The following is a 21,483-nucleotide window of genomic DNA, read 5'->3' on the forward strand; positions in this document are numbered from 1 at the left end:
GCTCTCCGGCGGCCGCTGCCCCGTCCGACGCCGACTACATCACCCAAGGCTTCTCGTTCAGCAGCCGCGAAGAAGCGCGCAAACACATGCCCGAGCTCCGGCGTCGGGTGGCCGAGAACGCCGACAAGCCTCGACAGCAGGCCGAGCAGCAGATCGACACGCCGGAAGACGCGATCCAGCGCGCCAAGGAGGCGACTGACGACTACAGCGTCGAGGGATCGTCGCTGCTGCCGGCGGTCGCGCCGCTCGGCAACGAGGACTGGGCCACGCTGGACGAGTGCCGGGCCGTGCACGACGACGACTTCGACAACAAGTACTTCCACAAGAACAAGTTCTCGTCGTGCTACTCCGACGACTGGGCGTTCCCGATCCTCGAGCGAGGTACCGGCGCGCCGATCGCCGACGTGCAGTTCCTGCTGACGTACGTCATCCGGGGCTACAACGGCCAGCGGTACGCCGACGTCCAGGTGCAGCTGACGGACTGGGACGTCGACGTCAAGAACGCCGCCCGCTGGGCCACGATCGCGCCCGGGCTGGCCTATCGGTTGTCGCCGAACTGCGTGTCGCTGGACTCCGGCTCCTCGTGTGGCGAGCCGAGCCCGCCGTACATCCAGGTCCTCTACGGGCAGAGCGTCGCCGAGTCGCTGTTCTACATACCGACCACCACCACCCCGTGGTCCGGCGACACGAATCCGCAGGACAAGAAGGGCTACTACGCATTCGCCCCGGATCTGCTCGGCACGCACCTCAGCGGGATGGTCTCCGACTCGCACAACCCGCTGCCCAAGGACGACATGCGGTGTGACAGCGCGTCCTACGGCAACAGCCTCGGCTCGGGTGGCTGCCTGTTCACCCAGACCCGGTCGCACATCACCCTCAGCTGCAGCCCGTCGCAGGGCATGACCGAGTCGACCTGCTTCATTAAGGACGCCTTCGAGGACATCACCAGGACCTACCCCGGAGCCATCGGTACGTACGTCCCCGGCGACGAATTCGGCTCGAACGGACCACTGCACCGCAACTACCACCAGCGGGACTACTGGGGTCACGGCGAGGTGAACAACACGGCCCGGGACCGGGTCCGGACGATGTGCCGGCAGGGGTACGGCGCGAACTACACCTCGCTGCGGACCGACGGCCTGACCAACGACTGTGACGAGTTCCCGTTCCTCAAGACGTACGAGAACGAGGCCTCCCTCTTCCCCGGCCCGGCCCGCGCCGTCGCGGTACGACCGGTGCTGAGCAGCCACAACCAGGAGGCCGGAAACCGGCTGAACCTCTACTACGCCAGCGACCGGCTCCTCGACGGTGACCCGTTCTACGTCGCGATCGTCGACCGCGGGTACTGCGAGGGCCTGCAGATCCCGCTGCCGCTGCCGGGTGGCGGATTCGGCGGCGGCACCGGCGGGCAAGGCGGTGGCGAGACCGGCGGTGGCAACACCATCCCGACGATCAGCGCGGCGCCGGTGACTCTGGAGGCCAACACCACCGGCGGATACTCCGGCCCGATCCCGGGGGTGGCCGCGACCGACGCCGACGGCGACACGGTCACGCTGACCAACAACGCTCCGGCACTGCTGCCGCTGGGCGTGACAACGGTGGCGTGGGTCGCCCGCGACCCGTCCGGCAACCGGACCACGGTCGCGCAGCAGGTGACGGTCAGGGACTCCACCCCGCCGACGATCACCTGCCCGGACGACGCCACCTACCGCGTCCTGAACCCGTCGATCGGGACGGCGAGCGCGCGGGACGTGGCCGACCCGAACCCGAGCGTGAACAGCAACCAGCCTGCCCTGTTCCACCTGGGCGAGACCACGGTGAAGTGGACGGCGACCGACGACTCCGGCAACTCCGCCTCCTGTGACCAGAAGGTGCGGATCATCTACGCGCCGCCGGTCGCCGCCGGCAAGGGGCACAGCCTGGCGGTCAACGACGACGACACCGTGTCGGCGTGGGGCGACAACCTGCTCGGCCAGCTCGGCAACGGCAGCATCTTCAGCGAGACCACGGCCGTACCGGTCTCCGGCCTGTCCGGGATCTTGGCGGTATCCTCCGGCGACGCGTCCTCCTACGCGCTGACCAGGTCCGGAGTCGTCCATTCCTGGGGGGAGAACCTACTCGGTCAGCTGGGCAACGGCAGCCGGCTCCAGAGTCGGCGGCCGGTCCAGGTCGACGGCCTGACCGGGGCCAAGCAGATCGCGGCCGGTAACGACCACGTGCTCGCCCTCAAGTCGGACGGCACCGTGGCCGCATGGGGCTCGAATCTCGCCGGGCAGCTCGGCCGCACCGGAGTCCTCTCCGCGACCAAGCCGGCGGCCGTACCGGGTCTGACCAGCGTGGTGCAGGTCGCCGCGGGCGGCACTCCCGGGCTGGCCGGTCACTCAGTCGCGCTCAAGGGTGACGGCACGGTGTGGACATGGGGTCACGGCCTGAACGGGCAGCTCGGTCTGGGCGACCACCGCTCCACGGCGACTCCCACGCAGGTGCCGGGCCTGAGCAATGTCGTGCTGATCGCCGCCGACGGTAACAACACGTACGCGCTGAAGTCCGACGGCACGGTCTGGGCCTGGGGCGACGGCAACCACGGGCAGATCGGCAACCCCGACGCAACGCACAGCCAGACGACGCCCCTCAAGGTGAACATCAGCGGTGTCGTCTCGATCGACGCGGGCAGCACCACCGCGATGGCCGTCAAGGGCGACGGCACGGTGTGGGGCTGGGGCAGCAACGCCTCCGGCCAGCTCGGTGACGACCGCGACTGCGGCCTGCACTGCTCCACGCCGGTGAAGGCGAGCGGTCTGACCGGCGCCGGCTGGATCGCCAGCGGCCTGCTGCACAGTCTCGTGGTGAACACCGACGGGAATGTGCACGGGTACGGCGGCAACCTGCTCGGCCAGCTCGGCAACGGCACCCGGAAGGGGGCAACCACGCCGACGACGGTCAGCGGGGTGACGGCCGTTCACCGCTGAAAGAGATCCACCGCGCTCGGGTCCGGCATTTCGCCGGACCCGAGCGCCTCCCTATTCGTCCGCCGGATGCCCGCGCAGGCGATCGATCCGGTCGCTCCGCGCTTCACCGTAGGCACAGGCGCATAGAAGAACAGCAGCAGGGCCGGCCCCATTCCACAGAATCCGGCTGGGCCTGACTGTTCGCCGCCAGCGTCGTTCCGCCCCGCAGTTCACTCACGCCCTTGCTCAGGGAGACACGTTCGGCCCGTGACCAAACCGGCATCACCTCCAGCATCGCCGCCTTTGACACCGTCTCCTCCCCGGCGACTTCGACAGTGACGGAGATGCCGACATCACCGCCCGCAACAGCACCACCAAAGAGCTCTACCTCTCCCATGGCAACGGCACCGGACGCTTCAAACCAGCTGCACCACCATCGGATCCAACTGGTCAGCATTTGATCTCATCTTCTGACTGAACGATCGGGGTGGAGCGCCGAACCAAGCGGGCCACCCCCGACCGTCCCAGCCCTTCCCCCCAAGTACCTCGAAAGCAGCTCGAGCGACGCGACTGCCTCAGCCCCACCGGCAGCCTGGCCTCAGTCACGTCGACGCTGACATCCCACGTGATCAACCCCTGTCGCGTCAGCGCGGGCCTGCAAGCCCGGTCACAATCTGCTGCCAGACCCCGGTCCGCTGCCACCGTCGGAATACGCAAACACGACCTGCCAGGAGCCGTAACACGACGGCACGTCCCGCCACGGCGCATCGGCTGAAGTGACCACCTGCGACCGGACACTGTGTCCGGTCATTAGGGGTTACTTCATGCCGAACTCCGACCCGCCGCACCGCGCACACGCGGCATGGAAGACCCGAGCGATCGAATTGCGGCCCGCCCGGAACTCACTCAGGTACGCGTCGAGGTCGGACGATGCCGTCTCCGGCCGCCGCTGCCCCGACCTGTCGATCGTCATGCGGGCACCATAGCCGCCTTCGTGTTCGTGGAGTCTTGTCGGTGGCCGGTGCGGAAATGCGGCGCCACCGATCTTGGGGGGCTTCATGGGGACCTGGACAGCGGACCGTTCGACAACGAAAACGACACGGAGCCCGGGGCGGTCCCGCCTGTACTGCACCTGCGAGACTCGTTACGGGGCGCAACGGATCTGGGAAGGGGCGGCGGATGGCTGAAGAAGAGCCGACGCCGGTCCACCTGGCGAAGGTGCTCGACGGTCTTGCCGAGAACCCGGCGCTGCCGGCCGGGCTGGTCCGCCGGTTGGTGCGCTACCGGCGCGGTTTCGGCCACGTGGCCAAGCGCGCCGACCTGACCCCGGACATGATCGAGGAGGTCCTCGCCTCGGGTCATGACTGGCTGCTGCACTCGCTTGCGCTCAACCGCCAGTTGCCGAACGCCGTCCGGATGCGGCTGGCTGCCCACGCCGATCCCGCCGTCCGGGCTGCCCTGGTTGTCGGCGCCCATGGCGCGCCCCGCGCGTTGTACGAGCGACTCATCGACGATCCGGACACGCTGGTACGGCGACACCTCGCCGAACGCGACGACGTACCGGCCGATTTGCTCGCCCGGCTCGCCACGGACCCTGACCCGCCGGTCCGGGCCACCCTCGCACGGTGGTGGACGCAGGCCCCCGGACCGGTCCGGCGGCTCCTGCTCACCGACTCCGTCGACGAGGTTCGTGCGGCCGCCTGCTCGACCTACTACGCCCGGCTACCGCATCCGGTACCTCCGCCCGACCTCGTGGCGGGACTGCTCGCCGATCCGGTCACCCGCGCCGGAGCCATACGCCACGCAGACCTGACCCCGGAACTGGCCAAACGGCTGGCTGGTGACCCCGACCACCATGTTCGCCGACAGGTCGCCGAACACCCACAGCTTCCCCCAGGACTACGGGACCTGCTCGCCGAGGATCCCAGCGCGAACGTACGCGTGGGTGTCTTCAGCCGCCGGGACACACCCGAGCCGCTACGCCACCGGATCTATACACAGATCCGGCAGGGCGACCGCCCGCTGACCGACCTACTCGACGACGAACTCGACGACACTGCGCTGCTGCAGCAGGTCGAAGACCACATGGCCGTCGCCGAGCTGCAGCACCTACGGCTGGACTGGGTCACCGCAGACCCACTGCCGCACGTGTCCTCGCCGTACATCTGCTTCCGGCGCTCCGCCGCACGCAGCCGGACACTGCCGGCCGACGCGGTGATCCGGTTGCTCAACGACGACGACAGTGGCGTACGGAGCAGCATGGCCACGCACGCCCCGCACCTGGTTGACCCAGCCACAGCCGAACGCATCGACCGCGAGTTCGGGCCGGACAAAAAGACGCGCTGGCGTCCGGCCGACGTGTTCACCTTCCCGCCGCAGACCCTACGCCGCTTCGCCACCGACCCGGACCCACGCATGCGATGCCTAGCACCCCGAGATCCGGATCTGCCCGTCGAGTTAGCCGAACGTCTGGCCACCGACCCGGACAGCACGGTTCGCCAAGCAGTCGCCGGCCACCCGAACCTACCGGTCCACGTGCGTCGCGTCTTACTCGCGGATTCGAGCGAATGGGTGGCGCACGCGGCGGCTGCGGCGGCGACGCTCCCCGTGGCCGAGATGGAGCGACTACTCACCCTCGCCGGCGTCTGACCGCAAAGACCACCAACACGAGGGGACTTGAACCCACGACAACCTCTTGTGGAGTCCTCTCAGGACTTGTCGTTGGTTGTCAAGACCCCTTGTAACGGACAGTAGCCGAAGTGGGCTTGTCATTACTTGCCTGAGGTGGTCGTTGAGCTGCAAGGACGTCGCTAACGCCTCACCGGCTCTTATCACTCTTCGCCAACAATTGGCTTGGGTTTTCGGGGGGTAAACGGGGGGTCGAAGGTTGAGCGTCCGCCACGTCTGACCGTCTATCAACCGGTCCTGCCAGCTTTATAGATCGTGTACCGACCGGACTTGCGGCAGCCCGTCCTCGGTCAACACGATCGTCACCGGAACCTCACGCGGTGACGATCGCTCGGTCGTCTCGCGCAAGCTGCGGTGCGCGGGACATTCGCACGATGGCTGCAGCGGGTCAGGGCACCCGACGAGGGCAGACATCAGCCGCTGGACCCCGTCGACGTCGACCGGCCACGACCAGTCCATGTCCCACGGCTCCTCCCACGGCGGGTGGAAGCAATCGTGATCAAAGCGCACCAGAAGACCAGCACCACACTCCGGGCAGGCCACCACCCTGCTCCAGCGATAGTTGACCTGGTGCCCCGAGGCACCGTGCGGGACACCCCAACGGCTGATGAGCACAACCGTGCGCTGATCCGCCCGACACACGACACAGATGCCCATGGCCGCACCTCCCCTGCCGAACACCCGCAACCACACCGTAGAGATCGACGACAACCCACGGGACGGGCAGAGGGAACGAGCGCTGCGAGGGTCTAGATGAGGCGCGCTCGGACCGGCACAGCGAGATAGCTGACACGTCCCCTAAAGCGTCCTAGGACTTTGGTCTCGGCGTCCGAGCCTCGGCTACGCCCTCTTCGACCAGCACCCACCCACTGAGCCATTGCTCAGGCCTCTGGCATGATCCGCTGATGCCTGCCGAGCAAGATCAGATCGCCTACCAGCCCCAGGTGGGGATGGTCGTCATCCCGCGCGGGAACACATCCTCCCGAGCCGGTATCGCGGTCTTCGACGACTCCGTGGCAGCGCTGCGCCGCTTCGTGTTCGACAACCTAACGCGTGCCGATCAGATCGTCGAGGCCCGCAACCGGCACGACGAGATAGAACTGCGGCTTCCCGTGGTGCTCGGTCTGGTGCCTCGCCCGGACAACACCTACAACCGTAAGGCGATCTCGGCAGCCGCACCGCCGGGCGGTGGCGGCTCGGTCGTCGACCGGCACATGGGCTTCCTGTACGACAGCACCCTGCACTGGGTGGGCGAGAGCCTGCATCGGCTCGCGGCGACCGCCACGCCACATGCCATCGGCTGCCACGGCTGGATCGACGTGTCCCGGATCGGCGATGACGACTGGGAGGATGAGCAGGAGGATGAGAGGGCGTGGCAGCCCAGCCGCCACACCCCTTTTTCCTCGGAGGAGGAGCGCCGCTTCGGGTACCGCATCGGCCGTGTCCGCCTGGACCTGCCGGACGCTGGCGCGCTGCGCCTGCTCGTCGACAGGTTCCAGCAGGTGACGGCGCCGACGGTGGATGCCCCCGTCGACGACGTCCGCTCGGGCTTGACCGCCAAGTTTGCTCGCCTGCTCGGCGGTGCCTTCGCCGCCCGGGTGGCCACGGGACGCTGGGGCGCCCCGACGCCGCGGAGCCGGGAGCAGGACCGGCGGGACGCCGCGGCGTCGGATGACTTGCGGGCCTGGGCGGACTACCGGCAGATCCCGCACCCGTACGAGGGAGTTCGCGCCATCAGCCGGTCCACTTGGGGCTTCGAGCGGATCGTTGTCACCGACCGATCAGGCCTTGAGATCGGTCGGTACGAGCTGCCCGGGGGTCCCCTTACGCTGATCGACGAACGCGCCCGGCCCGACGCCGTGGTGGCCCTGCGTGAGCACGGCGTAGACGTGTCGCTTCCCGACGACTTCGCCGAACTCGGCGAGTTCCCGGACGCGATCGTCACGACGGACCGGTTCCGCGACGACCCACAGGATCGGCAGCACATCTGGTCCATCCGGTTGGTGCGCGACGGCGTCGACCTCGACGAACTACCGGAGGCGGGCATGTACGACCCGCAATCCGACGTCCTGACCGTCTACGCCCGCCCCCACCGCACCCCAATGACCACGCTGCTCAAACGGCACGACGTCCATCCCGGGCAGGTGCGCTGGGCGGCGCCGTCGACCATCACCATCGGCCGGAACCGACGGGCCGCTGCCTTCCTGGCATCAGGGGTCGGACCGTTTCGTCCCGTCGTCCGCGACAACTCGATCTACCCGCTGGGAGACGGACCGATCGTCGACGATCTGGCGGTCGTCCCCGCGTCGTGCAGCCTGACGGCGCGGGCCACCGATCTTGTGCCGGAGCCACACCGGGTCTGGCTGAACGTACGAGCAAAGCACGAACCCGCACCCAATGTCGCTGCCTTCACGCTGCAGTTGCAGCGCAAGACCCTCAGCGACCTGTTCCGCACCAATGACATCGACGACAACATCCGCCCGTGTCGCCTCTGCGGCACGCCGGCGCACAGCACCCGGTCCGGGCTCGCGTACTGCTTCGACTGCTGCATCCTCGCCGGTAGGGGCGTGCTTCGCGACAACGGCACCGACGGACCATGGACCGACGCGACGATCTGGGCGCTGCGCCAGCTCGCGGAGATCGAGTTCTCCGGTCCGCCATCGCAGGAGCAACTTTCCCGCATCGCCCTGACCGACCCCGCCCGCGCCGACGAGGCGATGCTCTGCCGGTTCCTCATCCCCCGCACCTACGCCCTCACCGCCCGCCCCGGCCGCAAGCAACGCACCTGGACGGACTGGCTCACGGTCGCCGGGCTGCTCACCGACGCCTCCCGGCCGGCACGCGGCATCCTCTCCGTCGCGGCGGACGGGCACCTGTGCCGGTCGATGTTCGAGCGGCACATCGACGACTTCTTGCACCACCATGGCATCGCGCACGACGTGGAGCCGCACTACCCGAGGCACCATCTGCTCAACACCACCGGCCTGCGTGCGGACTGGCTTCTGAGCGACGGGACGTACGTCGAGGCCCTCGGCATGCTGCAGGAGGACGACTACGCCGCCAAGGTCCAGCGCAAGACCGAGCTCGCCGACCTCTCGGGCATCCGGCTGGTCACGGTCCGGCCACCGGATCTGAATCGCCTACCTGAGATCTTCGCCGACTGGATCTCGGGACTTGCGCCAGGCGAAACCGCGCGATCGTAGCGATCATCGTGCTCATTCGGGCCGACGAGCGGCGAAGGGGACGACGGCTAGGGTGTTGCGCCCTTGCCAACGTCGAGATTGCTGAGGACCTTCGGCGTGTGGCGCTCAGTCACTCGACAGGGTGGCTATCCGCGATCCAACCGGCGAGCTGCCGGCTGGTCTCGTCTCCGAGCATCACCGCCGCTCGGTCCGCCAATGCGAGCAGTTCCACGCGCTCTGCCTCGGTGACCCGCAACTCCGGCAGAGGAGAACGGCGCCAGGTCGTGCTCGCCGCGTCCCTGGCGAGGCGGGTCGCATCGGACTTGCCCCGTTGGGCCAAGCGCCTATCCCTGTCAGCGGCCAGGATCAACGCCGCCCGCAGCTCCACGCCGACGCCACGACCACGCAGGAGTTTGTAGCCGGCGCGCCGCAGTTCCACCCGGCCGTCCCGGAGCAACTCCCACGGCAGGGCCGGCGGCAACGCGCCGGCAACCGGGCGCAGCGCCAGCGTCACCTCCCGCACCACCGCCGGCGACGGATCCCGCACCAACGGCACCAACTCCCCCACCACGACCGCGTCCAGCAACCGCAAACTTCGTACTGCGTGGGCCCGGACCTTCGGCTTCTCGTGGCCGAGCAGGCGAAGCAACCGCGGGGCGTCCGCCACCGAGCCGGTCTCGGCCAACCCGGCGATCGCGCCCACGACCGGCTCATCGACGTCAACGCCTGCGCGGTAGTGCTCCCGCGCGTCCCGACCGAGACGGCGGGCCGCGTCGCGGGCCACGGCCCGCACCAACGGCGCGTCGTCGTCAAGGTGTCCGGCGACGTCGGCGTCCCGACCGGCCCGAACCAGCCCGGTCAACGCCACAACCCGCACCTCCGCCCGAGCCGAGCGAGCCAGCCGACGAAGGACGTCGTGCCAGCGGGTCCAGACCGCGTCGCGGCACGCCGCTTCCGCCGCCCGCGCTCGCACCCACACGTCCGGATCCGACTCCGCCAAGGTCACCAGCTCCGGCGTACGCAGCCCACCGCGCGCCAGCACGGTATCGAAGACGAACCGCCGCTCCCGGCGACCAGCCGAGGCGAGCAGGCCACGCCACGACTGCTCCGTCGCCGCTAACACCGCCACCCGCGCCTGGGCGACCGCGAAGCCGGCGCGAGCGCGGGCCTCGATGCGCAGCGCCGTCGGCAAGATTGCAGGCAGGTAGACATCAGCGTCGTCGGCGAGCAGCAGCGCGATTCCGGCCCGTGCCCGATCCCGCACCGGGGCCACCCAGTCGGCGGTACGCAACACCAGAAACGGCATCGCCTCCGTGTATGGGCGGGCGATCATCGCCGCGACCGCCCGCTCCCGGACTCGCCCATCGCCATGCATGCTCGCCATCGCCGTCGTCACCGGCCCCGACGGCGGCGCAGAAGCCCGTTCCGCGATCCGCCGCCACGCCGGTTCCCGGTGCCGGCCGTACCACGGCGCCGACCGCGCGTGCTCGTCGAGCCGAACCACCAACCCTGGTGCAGCGGTCACCAGCGCCAACGCCGATCGCGCCGCCACCTCATCGCCATGAGCATCGACCTCAAGCAGCACGTCGACCAACCGGTCCAACGCCTCCCATCCACCGGCCCGGGCGTGCTCGACCGCAACTCGGACCACCGGAAGCAGCCCATCCTCCTCCACCGGCAAAGCCGAGAGGGCCCGGCCGTCACGTCTTCCCCAGATCACCCCGACATCCTGCCCCGCCACTCATGGCGATGAACCCGGTTTTCCGGGCCGACGTCGAGGCTGACCAGGCCCGGCCACCCCTGAACCGCCCGTCTCGTGAACCGCCGATCTCAACGATGGTTCTCTACCCGGGCGAGATCGGTCACGGCTGCCACACGCTCCCACTGCGCCACTCCGCCGGGGAGCATCCAGGCCCTGCTGGGTTTCGGCCGGAGCTGCGGTGCCACGAGATCGTCGGCGAGCCGCCGTCGCTCAGCCACCAGCGCGTCGGCGGCGCCCGGCGTGCCCTTGGAGATCTCACGTTCGATGTGCGCGGTGGTCTCGGCGTGACGGCGAACCGACCAGGCGTGGCACCGTTGCACCTCGTCGGCGTCGACGACCGCGGTCAGGGTCATCAGCGGCGGCTCGACCATCTCGGCCATGCAGGCGGCCAGCCGATCATGACCGTCGAGAAGAAGGTACGAGTCGAGGCTGCTCACCCACCACAACAGGATCGGCGGCAGCGTGCCGCTGCGGACCTGCTTGCGGTAGCTCTTCACCCGCGCGTCGTCGGGCCGGGACATCGGATGCATGGTCAGGACGAGGCCGCTGCCGCCGTGGATGTACCAGTCGAGCTGCCCCGCATCGTCATCGACCAGCAGCTCGGACCACCGCTCGGCGGTCCCGGCAGGTTGCCGGACCGATGCGGCTGCCTCCACGTACCGCAGGTTCGGTGCGCTGGGCTGCAACAACCACCGGCCCGGATACAGCGGCCCTGCTCCGCTGGCGGTGAGCAGATCCGCGAACCGGTACGCCCACCGGACATCCCGATCGTCCGCCGTGCCCCCGCCCATACGACGTGCATCCATCGACCTCACCGGCGGCAAGATCGGGTCGTAGCCCGGCAGCCGCCGGTAGTCGACGTGGTAGTGGCCCGCGTCGAGCCGAGCGAGGAACACCACCGTCGGCCCCTGCCGGATCTGCAGACGCCCGCCCCCGGTCACCTCCACCACGACCCCGGGACACCGGGGCGCGGCGGTGACGTCGAGGAGCAGGCCCTGCCAGCGGTCGTCGCGCACCAGATCCTCACGACGGGCACGGAGACCACCTGTCCCGGACCGCGATTCCTCAACCACCATGACATCGTCCTACCCGACCACGAGCCTGATCACGAGTAAGTTTCGGGCTGTTCGTTCTCGCCCGATGAAGCTGAGTACGCCGGCTCATGCTCGGCCGGGTTGAGCCGTCCACGCTGGCTGCATGACGTCTGAAGCGATCGGTGCCGGTCGGCGAGGTGGCCCGATCGTGGGATTCCTGGTCCTGGTCTGGGTGTGCGGGTTGATCGCGGCGGCCATGTGGTGGGCGGGCATCGGCCTGGAGCAGTGGAGCGTCAGTTACGGCGACCAGCCCGGCGAGTTCGCGGACCTTCGACATCGGGCGAGCCGGGCCTTGATGGTCGCCGCGTCGGTGGCGATGGCCGGACCGGCCGTCATCGCGCTCGTCGCGTACCGGCTGCGGCTGGTCCGGACCGCGGTCGTCTTCCTGGTGCTGGCCGTCGTGACCGCCGTGCCCGGCGGACCGGTTGCCGTGCTTGCCGGCCGGGACCTCGCTCCGGCTCCGGCAGCGACGACGCCCGGCCCGCCGGGGCATTGCGTGGAACACAGCGGCGGTGACACCCGCTGCCCGGGCGGATGACCGCAGCGGCTTCGTCGGACTGTCGTGCCATGATGCCGCTCACCTCAAGGCAATGACCACCTGGCTCCAAGACGAACGATCCGGATTTCTCTCGCTCATACCGCGTACGAGCGTCGCCCCTCGGGTGGGAGTCCAGCTGGCAGCGGGCGTCGGCCTTCCGCTCGGATAAGGGCGGTGAGGTGGCGCCCTGCTTGAAGGGTGTTGATTGGTTGTCCGGCGAGGCGGCGGAGCAGCGAGTCGAGGGGGTAGTGGGCCAGGACGTGGTAGCGGGCCAGATAAATGGCGGCTGCAGTGACTGGATGGCCGCAGACGGGTGCAAGTAGTGCGTAGGTCAGGACTTGGTCGAACAGGGCGTCGAAGGCGCGGGCGTCGTCGAGGTGTCCCGTCTTGAGTTCGACAGTGGTGGTGCCGGCGAGGAAGTCGACGATCCGGAGTCCGTCCAGCAGGTTCAGGGAAGCGGTGACGGGCCCGTAGCCATGCAGCGTGTCGCGGAAGCCGCTGGTGTAGCTGGCCCAGAAGGCCGCGAAGGCAGGGCGCGCGGCGTGTGTTGCGGTCGCGTACGTGGTGATGCTCCGTCGGTCGCGGACCGCGGCGTGAATCGCCTGGCGGACTTGGTCGGGTGCGGCCTGACCGAGTGCGTGTACTGCCCGGTCTAGGTCGGGCAAGAGGTTGCCGACGGTGAAGAGTCGAGCGCCGGGGATGTGATCGGTTGATTTGCGCCACGGCCCGTCCGCGGCGCCGGTGGTGGGTGTGTAGCCGGCGGCGGTGAGTAGGCGTCGGCGTCCGGCCTCGGGGAGTTTGGCGATCAGGTACGGGTATGGCGGGTCGTCGCACAGGTCGAGAGCGAGCGTTCTCTCCAGCGCCTGACCGAATCGGTCGGGGTTCGGAGGGTAGGCGTGGATGGGGGCAGGGGCGCGGTCGATGCGTCGTTGCAGATCGGCGATGAGCCAGCTCCGGTGTGGGAACTGCCGGGCGAGCCATCGCCTCGACTCTGGTCCCCTACCAGGGCCAATAGCGTGCGAGGTCATCAGTGAGCGTTCCTTTCCGGGTGAGGGCCTGCCTGGATGTCGCCGCGCTCTTTACGGGTTGAGGCGACGCCAACGGGTCAAGCGACGCGCTGCGAAGGAGTGCATGAACAGGCAGCCGTCCGTCGGCGACTGCAGCGAAGGGATTGAAGAGCGGCCGCGGGGCGGGGTCTCAGCCCGTCGACCTCGGGGGCCGGGTCCTCGGGCTCCGCATCACAGAGCGGCCAGCAGCGGGCTTCGCCAGCCGTACGAGGCTGGCTGCACGGCGACTGATGCTGTCGCCTTGGTAATGCGAGGTGCCATTGGCATCGATGTGCCAGTGACGTAAGGTATCGGCCTAATTCCATTGAGTCAACTTCCGGCCGTGCCGTGACCTCGGGCCTGCCGGATGAGCGAGGTGGCCGGGACATGGACACCAGCAGGCACATCCCTGGTTGCGCGACAGCTCAAGGACATCTTTGCCGCTGCACTGAGTGCGGTGGCTCCCAGCACGGTGTGCAGGGATGGCTCGACCACGTCGACCGCGACAACGCGAGCCGTCGCAGGAGACGGAAGAACTTCGAGAGCAAACTGACCTGGACGCTGCATCAGCCGCGGAGCTTGCAGAAGACTCGCGTCAACCGGGAAATCACCACGGACCTGGCCCGTGTGGACGTCGCGGACTGGCTTGCCACCCCGTCGCCCCCTCGCACTGGAACCGAGGATGGCGAGCCCTACCCGTCGCCTGCCGAGCAGGTGAGCGCACTTGCCGAAGCGATGACTCGCGGAGCATGGCGGGAGATCGCGACGGAGCTCGACCGCGCCGATCCAGACGCCACCGACGTCAAGCGCGACCTCACCCACCACGGCTGGTGCGACCTCTTCATCGCATTGGCGAAGGTGATCGAGGAGACCCGGCACGGTCTTGACAGCATCCCCGGCAAGGCCAAAGACATGATCCTACGCTCACTGCTACAAGCGGACAGACCGACTGTCACCGAGGCTGTCGTCTCCCTCATCGTCGACAAGGTATGGCACGGGTTCCAAGCCGCAGCGTTCTCAGTGGTGACCATGTTTGTTCGGCGTACAGGTCCGAGTACAGAGATAGGTGCAGTTGAAGTGCACGCCGCACCGATCTCGATCTCTACGCACGGCGACTGGCCCCTCGATTTGGGAGTGATCCGGCGACGGTGTCAGCGGGCATGCAAGCCCTTGGCCGCCGCAGCCTTCAACAGGTTGCCGGCTTGCTCGGCCAGTTGCGTCACCTCCCCGCACTGCGGACAGGACGGTAGGATCTGCACGACTCCGTCGCTGGTGGCTACCAGCAGTTGATGGCCGTCAGGGGTGAACCTCAGGGCACGCACTTCTGCTCCGAACTGGTGATACGTGCCGACGGTTTCCAAGGCGCCGGGCCGCCACACGTGCACCCGGCCGTCGCTGAATCCCATCGCGGCGAGCGACTCGTCGGAGGCAAGAGCCACCGCCCGAGCAGACTCGCCGTCCCCGGGTGGCTGCTGAAACAGGACGCGCTGCCACCCTCCAACCGGACGATGCACCTCATACGAGCAGCCCAGATGGGCGGCGCCATCACGGGCCAGTACGACCAACTCGCCTGACGTGCCGGCGGCCACTTGCCAGGCAGGGTGACCGCACGCCGCCGTAACCAGACGCTCCGGCACGCTCAGGTCGGCCGCAAAGGCATGGATCTCGCCTATGCCGTCACCGACGTAGACGGTGCCGTCCGCGCCCAACGCCAAGGAGATCTCCTGTCGTCCATCGACATCTCCCGAGAGCAAGAGCCGGCCGGACGAAATGTCGTAGGCTCGGACCCCGCCGTCCAGACAGGCAACGTAGACACGGCGACCGTCTCCGCCGATGGCGACGTCGATGGCGGTGCACCCGTCGGCCGCAAAGCCACGTTCTGTGCCGTCGGCTAGGCCATGGACGACCAGGCGGCTGTCACTGCCGAGGACGAGAAAGTTACCGTCCTGGCTGACGTCGGCGGAGAGGACGCGGCCGATGTCCACCGCGAAGGATCTGAGGACGCGCGCCGCGCTGGTGTCCAGGATGCTGATCCGGCCGGTGCCATCGACAGCGGCAAGCCAGTCTGCTCCCGGCGGTCCACTCAGCGCGACGAATTTCCGCCCAGGAGCATTTGTGATCACCGTGCCTGCGCGCCAGTGCCAGCTCGACACGCGGCGCTCACCGGCCAAGGCCCAGATCCGCTCACCGGCAGGCGACCAGGCAAGGTGGCGTACCTCACCGACTGACCCCCGCAACAGGCCGATGCGCAGCCCCGATCCCAGATCGAAGACGGCGACGCCGTCGCGTGTGCCAGCCGCGAGTAGGCGGCCGTCAGGACTGAATGAAATCGGCCCGGCCGCCCCGGGCACCGGCAGCGCCCGTCGCGGGACGACCTGCCGATCCGTCACGTCGAAGGTGCGTACGAGCCCGTCGTTGGCCAGGGTGACGGCCGCCGAACGCCCGTCCGGTGCGACCGCCAGCCCACTCACCGCGCCTTTCGGCGACTTCCAGCGGATGGCCGGCCGCTCGCCGGGCCGCCACCACCTCAGCGATCCGTCGCGGGATCCGAGAAGGGACCAGTCGCCGACGGTGGCCGCAGCGGTGCAGCATCCGTCCGGTATGGAGGTCATCGCATGCACCGCACCGTCCGGCCGCAGTAGCCGTGCCGTGCCGCCACCGACGGCCAGCACCGTCTCGCCATTGACTGCGACGGCCACCCGGTCTGCGCGGCCAGCGCGTACAGCGTTGCCGCCGCTGGTAATCAGCGCCTGTGGTCCGGTGAGGGCTACCATCGTGCCACCGTCCCGGGATGTGGCGGCCACCGTGAACCTCTGTCCCGCTGGCGTGCCGACAGACGCGGACGAGCCGTCACGCATGTAGTGGCGACCGTCCGTGCCGATCCCGGCGGCCCGGTCCGGGTTAGCCGTTGCGGCGAGCCCGATCAGCCGTTGCGGCGCTTCGAACGAGACGTCCGGCACGGGCTCAGCGAGCAGCCGGGCCAGCCGTTGCCGGTCCAGCCAACCGGTGTTGCCTTCGCGGACGCGATCGGCGGCAAGCGCGATCTCGTCGTACAGAGTGGCCCCGACGGCCTGGTCGTCGGCAGCGAGCACATGGAAATAGGTGTCATTCTGGTCGAGCCGGTCGTTGATCAGCCCGGCGACGCCTACCCCGAGACAGCTGATGAGCATTACCGCCAGGCCGGCGGCGATCCCAGCTCCGGCCGTCCAACGCCGCCGCCGCCGCCTGCGGGTGGAGGCCACAATGAAGTCGCGGGCTGTCATGTTCAACGGCGGCACACCTTCCTGCATCAGACGGCGTGCCCGGGCAAGTAAATCACCGACGATAAGGCGGCTGCTTGTACGGTTCTGCCGGTCCCACATCGCCGCCCGGGCCGTCACCTCGGTGTGCACCCGTTGCTGCGGCGAGATGGCGCCGTACGTCTCAGCGATTTGCCGGACGATGTCCGGCACCGGCATGGCCGTCAGGTCTACGGTGCATACGACTTTGTGCTTCTTCCGGGCCACCTCCAGTTCGAGTCGGCACGCCTCCGAGGCCCGCCAGCGCGGCGAGTCGCAGACGACCAATAGCGCGGCAGCCTCGATGGCGGCCTGGACCTCTTCGAACCAGGGCACCGTGACCGGGATGTCGCGGCGATCTACCCAGACGGGTATTCGCAGCGACTCCACGGCGGCGACGATATCGTCGACCTGCTTCAGGTCAGAACGGGAATAGGAGATGAAGACGCTGTGCAGCATCTCAGTCCTCCTTCGCTCGAGGAGAGGGTGCACAGACGCGTAAATTGAGCCGCTGCCGGGCGGCGTCGGTGATGCCTTGCACGTTGTCGGTGCTGTAACAACCCCAGAGCCGAGCCCGCAGGGCCGTGAGCAGAGCCTCGTCCGTGCCGCAACCGCCGCAGGACTCCACACTCCACCATGAGCCGGTCGCCGATCCCACCACAATCCGTCCGTCGGACGACCATCCGACCGTTTCGACACGGCCGCCGAGCGGCGAAGCCCACCGCCGCACCACCACACCCGCATCAATGTCGATCTCAGCGATTTCGCCCCGATCCGACCCGACTAGCGCGGTGGATTCGTCGCCGCGTACGGCTGCCGCGGTGACCGAACCGGAGAGGACTCTCTGTCGGAAGACCGACCGATCGGCTACCCGGATACTGACCGCGCCGCTGTCAGCACCTTCGAGCGCCACCTGGCCGCGTCCGGCACGGGACGAACGGCCCGCATCGACCACCTCACCCGCCGCATCGGTCGGCCAGAGTCCCTGGGTGTCCCAGACGGCGACGCCCGCATGGTCGGCACAGAGTAGGAATCGACCGTCCGGCGAGGATCGGATCCGGATTACACCGTGCTGGGCGACCTGCAGCCGGCCCACGACCGCTCCGCTGGGTGGATGCATCACCTGTACGCCGAAGGCCCGGCCGGTCGTTATGACTCCCCCAGCCGGGAACACGGCAAGGCCGTCCAACAGGGCCGGCACACGACCGCCACCGGGCCGTAGTCCCGCGTCCACCGTCCCCGTCTGCAGGTCTCCGCCGCCGCTGGCGACGGCAAGCGTCGTACCATCCGCTGCCACGCCGCCGTACACCTCCATGGCGTCGCGGAGCGACACCCGCAGCGGCCGAGACTGCCGCCCGGCCAGTGCCTCCACGACCGCGACCTGTGAGGCGGAGGTTCGCACCAGCGCCCAAACCGGCGGCGTGCGGCTGCTGTCGGCTGCACCGGCTTGCAGATCGAGCACGTTCCGGTAGCGGCCGACCTCGCGGGTTGTTTCCGCCGGTCCGGTGCCGATCGTAATCAGGCGTCCATCCTCGTCGGCAACCACCGCCGTAGTACCGTCCGCGGCAACGGCCACCCGACTGATCGTGTTTTTGAAAGAAATACGGCGGTGCTCCCACGGCTCGGACTTGATCAGATGCAGGTGCCGGGCGGAAGCTGCCACAACCGTGGCGCCGTCCGGCGTGGCGGCCAGATGGTTCAGCGGCTGCTCCAGGTGCCGGCGCCACTGCACGGCACCGGTGCCGAGATCCCATCGGGTCAGGGTGCCACGGTTGTCGACGGTGAGGACGCTGCTGTCCCCCACCATCGCCATGTCGTTGACCAGGGCGTCATGGGCGACGCCCACCCGCGTGCGCGGCCACACCCGGTCGAGCATGGAGCGCAGCACCAGCCGGCCTGTCTCGGCCTGTTCGGCATCGCCCTGCACAATCAGGGCACCGGCCAACAGGCCCGCCCAGTCCGGCCGGTCCGAGGCGAGACGTGGTCCAATCGAAACCAAAGCATTCAGACGCTGGTTCTCGGCCGGCCCCCGCACGGCAAACCAAATTCCGGAGAACAACAACACCGTGGCGACGGCCAGCACGACGCCAGTGATCAACAGTCTGCGATTCCGCCGCCGGTACTGTCTGGCCCGCACCACTGATGCCGTAACGAAATCGTGCAACAGCGCGCTGGGCCGTGCCAGGGGGTCATGTGTTGCGTCAGCAAGGTGCGCCGCGGCCTGCTCGGTCTCGTCGTGGTCGGCGAGCAGCAGCCCCTGGCTTCGGTTATCGGAGACCCAACTGCGTGCCCGGGATAGCAGGTCCCGGTGTAGTTGGTAGCGGGACGGCTCCGAGCTGATTGCCGCGAACAGCGCGGCCAACGCGCCAACCCGTTGCTCGCCGGCCCAGAGGACCCAGTTGATCTCTTGCAGACCCTCGGGCACCGAACCCGCGTGCACGGTGCCGAGCACGACCGGCACCGGGCGGTTTCCCCGTTCGATCAGATCCTCGACGGCCGCGTGCCACTGTGGGTTCGCGAGCGCAGCCTCCGATATCACGACGACGTTCGTGATCGATGGTGTGTCGCCGCCGGCAGTCTCGGACGGCACGAGTCGCACCACGGCTGGTCGCCCCATGCCCGACAGGCCGGCGGCGATGTCTGCGGCGGTCCGCTCGTCGGCGGCGACGGCGACGACCTCCAGATCGTCACGGGTCGGGGCCTCGTTCGTTTCCGCCTCGGACGAGACCTGCTCGGCAGCGTGCCTGGCCGCCGCGACACTTGCGGCCGAAAAAGCCAGCGCGTCGTGGGCCGCCTGCGTGTACGTCCACTCGTCGCGTCTCCGGGCTCCCCATGCATGCCAGCCGTGGCCGGGTAAGTGAACGAGTACGTGGGCACCGTCGGCTACCAGTGCCGGATCCAGGTCAGTCACCGGCGCGACGTCCGCCAGCACCCGGTACCACTGCGCCCATCGCTGCTGGAGCTTTTTCTTACTAATCGGTGGAAGGACGACCAACAGCGGTTTCTCTCGCGCCAAGCCGATCAGGAAACGGGTCAGACCGAGAGTGTGCGGTTCCATGACGGGCGGACCGGCGACCAGCACCATCGCCTGTGAGTGCATCACTTCGCGCGCTACCTCGTCTGCTTGAACGTCCCGCACATCCAGACTCCTCGGACCCCGCTTGTCGGTGGCGGCACTCGGAGCCTGTAGCACAAGCACCGGCCCTTGCCGGACGAGCAGGTTCGCCAGCGCCTCGTCGAATCGCAGCCTTCTCTGCGGTTTGAGCAACGAGCCGACGTAATTGAGTGCGCCCCGCCCGGTCAGCACCGAGGCCCGCAAATCGGCCGCCTGACTCGCTGCATCCCGGAGGAAAACGATCGGCGGGCCGGAGCGGGAGTTCAGGGACCGCCAGGCGTCAGCCGTGGCCCTCCGCCTCACGAGCCAGCTGACCGGCACGGCAGCAGCGAGCATACTGAAGAAGATCATCTGCAGACCCGCATGCAGCAACGGCGGAAGCGCCGCGACCCGACCGGCACCAACCGCCACCGGAAAGAGCGACACCAGCAGGACCAACAGAATGGTGGACCCCGCAGAGATTACTGCCGAGACGATCCGGCGGGTCCGGGGCAGATCGAGACGATGCACTTGCCACCGCCATTCGTCGCCCCGAACCGGGCTACGGGAGGCAACCAGCATGACCACGCCGGCGAGGCCGCCGAAGATGGCGAGGATCGGAACCAAGCTCAGCGTCGCGATATTCAGGCTCCCTGTTATCGCACGGCCCACCACTATGAGGATTGCCCCGGCGGTGGGTGCGACGAGCACGGTGCCGTAGCGGCGCAGACGCATATGTCGGCGTAGACGTTTCGCCCCCTCATCCACGTTCGTCCAGCGGGCACCGTCGGGATGGGTTGCATAGCTGCCACCGGCGTTCGCCAGCCGCCGAACAGCTGCCACCGCCCCCAGCACGAACAGCCAAACCAGCATGACGCTGAGCAGCCAGGTCATCGCGATCATCGACCGGCTACCGACGATCTTGGTAGGTTCCCCAGGGATTCGGCGGGAAATGTCCTGCACTGCCTTTCGGCTCAACTCGAGGCATCGGCTTTCGCCGTCGAACAAGCACTGCACGTAGACGGTGACCTGGAAACGGTCCTCCACCCAACTTCGCTGGTGGGCGCGCACCCGAGGCTCGATGATGTCCAGACCCTCACCCAGCACGTCACCGCGGCTCCGCCAGCGGGCCGGACTCGCCTGGTGCCGGTCATCGAGCTCTGCCGCAGCAACGTCCAGGTTCCGGCCACACTCGTGCCAGGTGACGGCGACCGTCAACGCAGCCTCCTCGTCGGCCCATGAGCGCGTCTTGCCCACACACTGCGTCGTACTGAGCACCAGCGGGTCGACGTTCCAGTGGACCGGGGGCCCCCACTGCCCGGGCAAGACACCGACTGGCGTCCATCCAGCCACCGGATCGTCGGCGGCAGCCGCAGCCGGTCCAAGCAGTGTGGCCGCGGCAATCACGGTCAGCAGGACCAGTGCACGTTTCCAACAACCCATGCGGACACCCACCCGGGATCGCAAACAGAGATTTCGAGTACGAGTACTTGACGCCGCCTGTGACCGTCTACGGTGATGGCAAATTAACGACATGCCTTGCGCACTTGATACGAATCATTTCGGGCACACTGACCTGTATCAACCTGAAGTGGTCTTGACTCGCTCGCTGTTGAGACCGAGGCTAGGTCGCGGTGGAGTGCAATGGCTCTTGCGCGTGCGCGTGGGCGGCGAGCAGGTCGAGGCCTCCCGGAGGTACCGACAGGCCATGGTGAGGCTGGCTGCGAAGCCGCAGGAGCGATGGTGTCACCGTTGGGGGAGATAGGCCAGGGCAATGAGCGCCCTGCGACCCGGCGTCGAGGGAGGCGGCACCACCGGCCTGGTTCGGCACGGATGAGGTCGGCCAGGTGGTT

Annotated in this window: 11 protein-coding genes; 5 read left to right on the forward strand and 6 right to left on the reverse strand. The window is 68.3% G+C overall.

Going from position 1 to position 21,483, the window contains the following annotated elements:
* Positions 1–86: 86 nt before the first annotated feature.
* Positions 87–2,969, forward strand: a complete 2,883-nt coding sequence (locus ML5_RS31290; RefSeq protein WP_168168226.1) for an HYR domain-containing protein — start codon at positions 87–89, stop codon at positions 2,967–2,969.
* Between the two features lie 331 nt (positions 2,970–3,300).
* Positions 3,301–3,426 (forward strand): hypothetical protein, encoded by a 126-nt coding sequence (locus ML5_RS33350; protein ID WP_363606759.1) that lies wholly within the window; start codon positions 3,301–3,303, stop codon positions 3,424–3,426.
* A gap of 339 nt (positions 3,427–3,765) precedes the next feature.
* Here ML5_RS33350 and ML5_RS32480 read toward each other — a convergent pair whose 3' ends face one another.
* Positions 3,766–3,921, reverse strand: a complete 156-nt coding sequence (locus ML5_RS32480) for a hypothetical protein (RefSeq protein ID WP_168168227.1) — start codon at positions 3,919–3,921, stop codon at positions 3,766–3,768.
* A gap of 329 nt (positions 3,922–4,250) precedes the next feature.
* Between ML5_RS32480 and ML5_RS29525 the strand changes: the two genes are divergently transcribed.
* Together ML5_RS29525 and ML5_RS29535 are read left to right on the forward strand one after the other, a co-directional pair.
* A complete protein-coding gene (locus ML5_RS29525) occupies positions 4,251–5,597 on the forward strand; it encodes a hypothetical protein (RefSeq protein WP_236619323.1) in 1,347 nt (448 codons plus the stop codon).
* A gap of 944 nt (positions 5,598–6,541) precedes the next feature.
* A complete protein-coding gene (locus tag ML5_RS29535) occupies positions 6,542–8,839 on the forward strand; it encodes a hypothetical protein (RefSeq protein ID WP_013477315.1) in 2,298 nt (765 codons plus the stop codon).
* A gap of 109 nt (positions 8,840–8,948) precedes the next feature.
* Here ML5_RS29535 and ML5_RS29540 read toward each other — a convergent pair whose 3' ends face one another.
* Positions 8,949–10,538 carry a hypothetical protein gene (locus ML5_RS29540; RefSeq protein WP_143766967.1) on the reverse strand — a complete coding sequence of 530 codons (1,590 nt, stop codon included), beginning with the start codon at positions 10,536–10,538 and terminating at the stop codon, positions 8,949–8,951.
* 110 nt (positions 10,539–10,648) lie between these two features.
* Entirely contained in the window at positions 10,649–11,596 is a 948-nt protein-coding gene (locus ML5_RS29545; protein WP_049800125.1) for a hypothetical protein, read from the reverse strand.
* 226 nt (positions 11,597–11,822) lie between these two features.
* Between ML5_RS29545 and ML5_RS29550 the strand changes: the two genes are divergently transcribed.
* Positions 11,823–12,212, forward strand: a complete 390-nt coding sequence (locus ML5_RS29550; protein ID WP_013477318.1) for a hypothetical protein — start codon at positions 11,823–11,825, stop codon at positions 12,210–12,212.
* Positions 12,213–12,307: 95 nt separating this feature from the next.
* Here the strand turns inward: ML5_RS29550 and ML5_RS29555 are convergent, their stop codons facing one another.
* The 3 genes from ML5_RS29555 to ML5_RS32485 form a co-directional block, all read right to left on the reverse strand.
* Entirely contained in the window at positions 12,308–13,240 is a 933-nt protein-coding gene (locus ML5_RS29555) for a hypothetical protein (RefSeq protein WP_013477319.1), read from the reverse strand.
* Between the two features lie 1,169 nt (positions 13,241–14,409).
* Positions 14,410–16,995, reverse strand: coding sequence for a TIR domain-containing protein (locus ML5_RS29560; RefSeq protein WP_013477321.1), 2,586 nt, complete (start codon positions 16,993–16,995; stop codon positions 14,410–14,412).
* A gap of 1 nt (position 16,996) precedes the next feature.
* Entirely contained in the window at positions 16,997–20,887 is a 3,891-nt protein-coding gene (locus ML5_RS32485; RefSeq protein ID WP_168168228.1) for a hypothetical protein, read from the reverse strand.
* Between the last annotated feature and the right edge of the window lie 596 nt (positions 20,888–21,483).

This window comes from Micromonospora sp. L5, assembly GCF_000177655.2.
Classification (GTDB): domain Bacteria; phylum Actinomycetota; class Actinomycetes; order Mycobacteriales; family Micromonosporaceae; genus Micromonospora; species Micromonospora aurantiaca.

Bases quoted from the DNA above. Each gene is read 5' to 3' on its own strand.
- ML5_RS31290 (WP_168168226.1), top strand. From the start codon at position 87: ATGCCCGAGCTCCGGCGTCGGGTGGCCGAGAACGCCGACAAGCCTCGA.
- ML5_RS32480 (WP_168168227.1), bottom strand. From the start codon at position 3,921: ATGACGATCGACAGGTCGGGGCAGCGGCGGCCGGAGACGGCATCGTCC.
- ML5_RS29535 (WP_013477315.1), top strand. From the start codon at position 6,542: ATGCCTGCCGAGCAAGATCAGATCGCCTACCAGCCCCAGGTGGGGATG.
- ML5_RS29560 (WP_013477321.1), bottom strand. From the start codon at position 16,995: ATGCTGCACAGCGTCTTCATCTCCTATTCCCGTTCTGACCTGAAGCAG.
- ML5_RS29555 (WP_013477319.1), bottom strand. From the start codon at position 13,240: ATGACCTCGCACGCTATTGGCCCTGGTAGGGGACCAGAGTCGAGGCGA.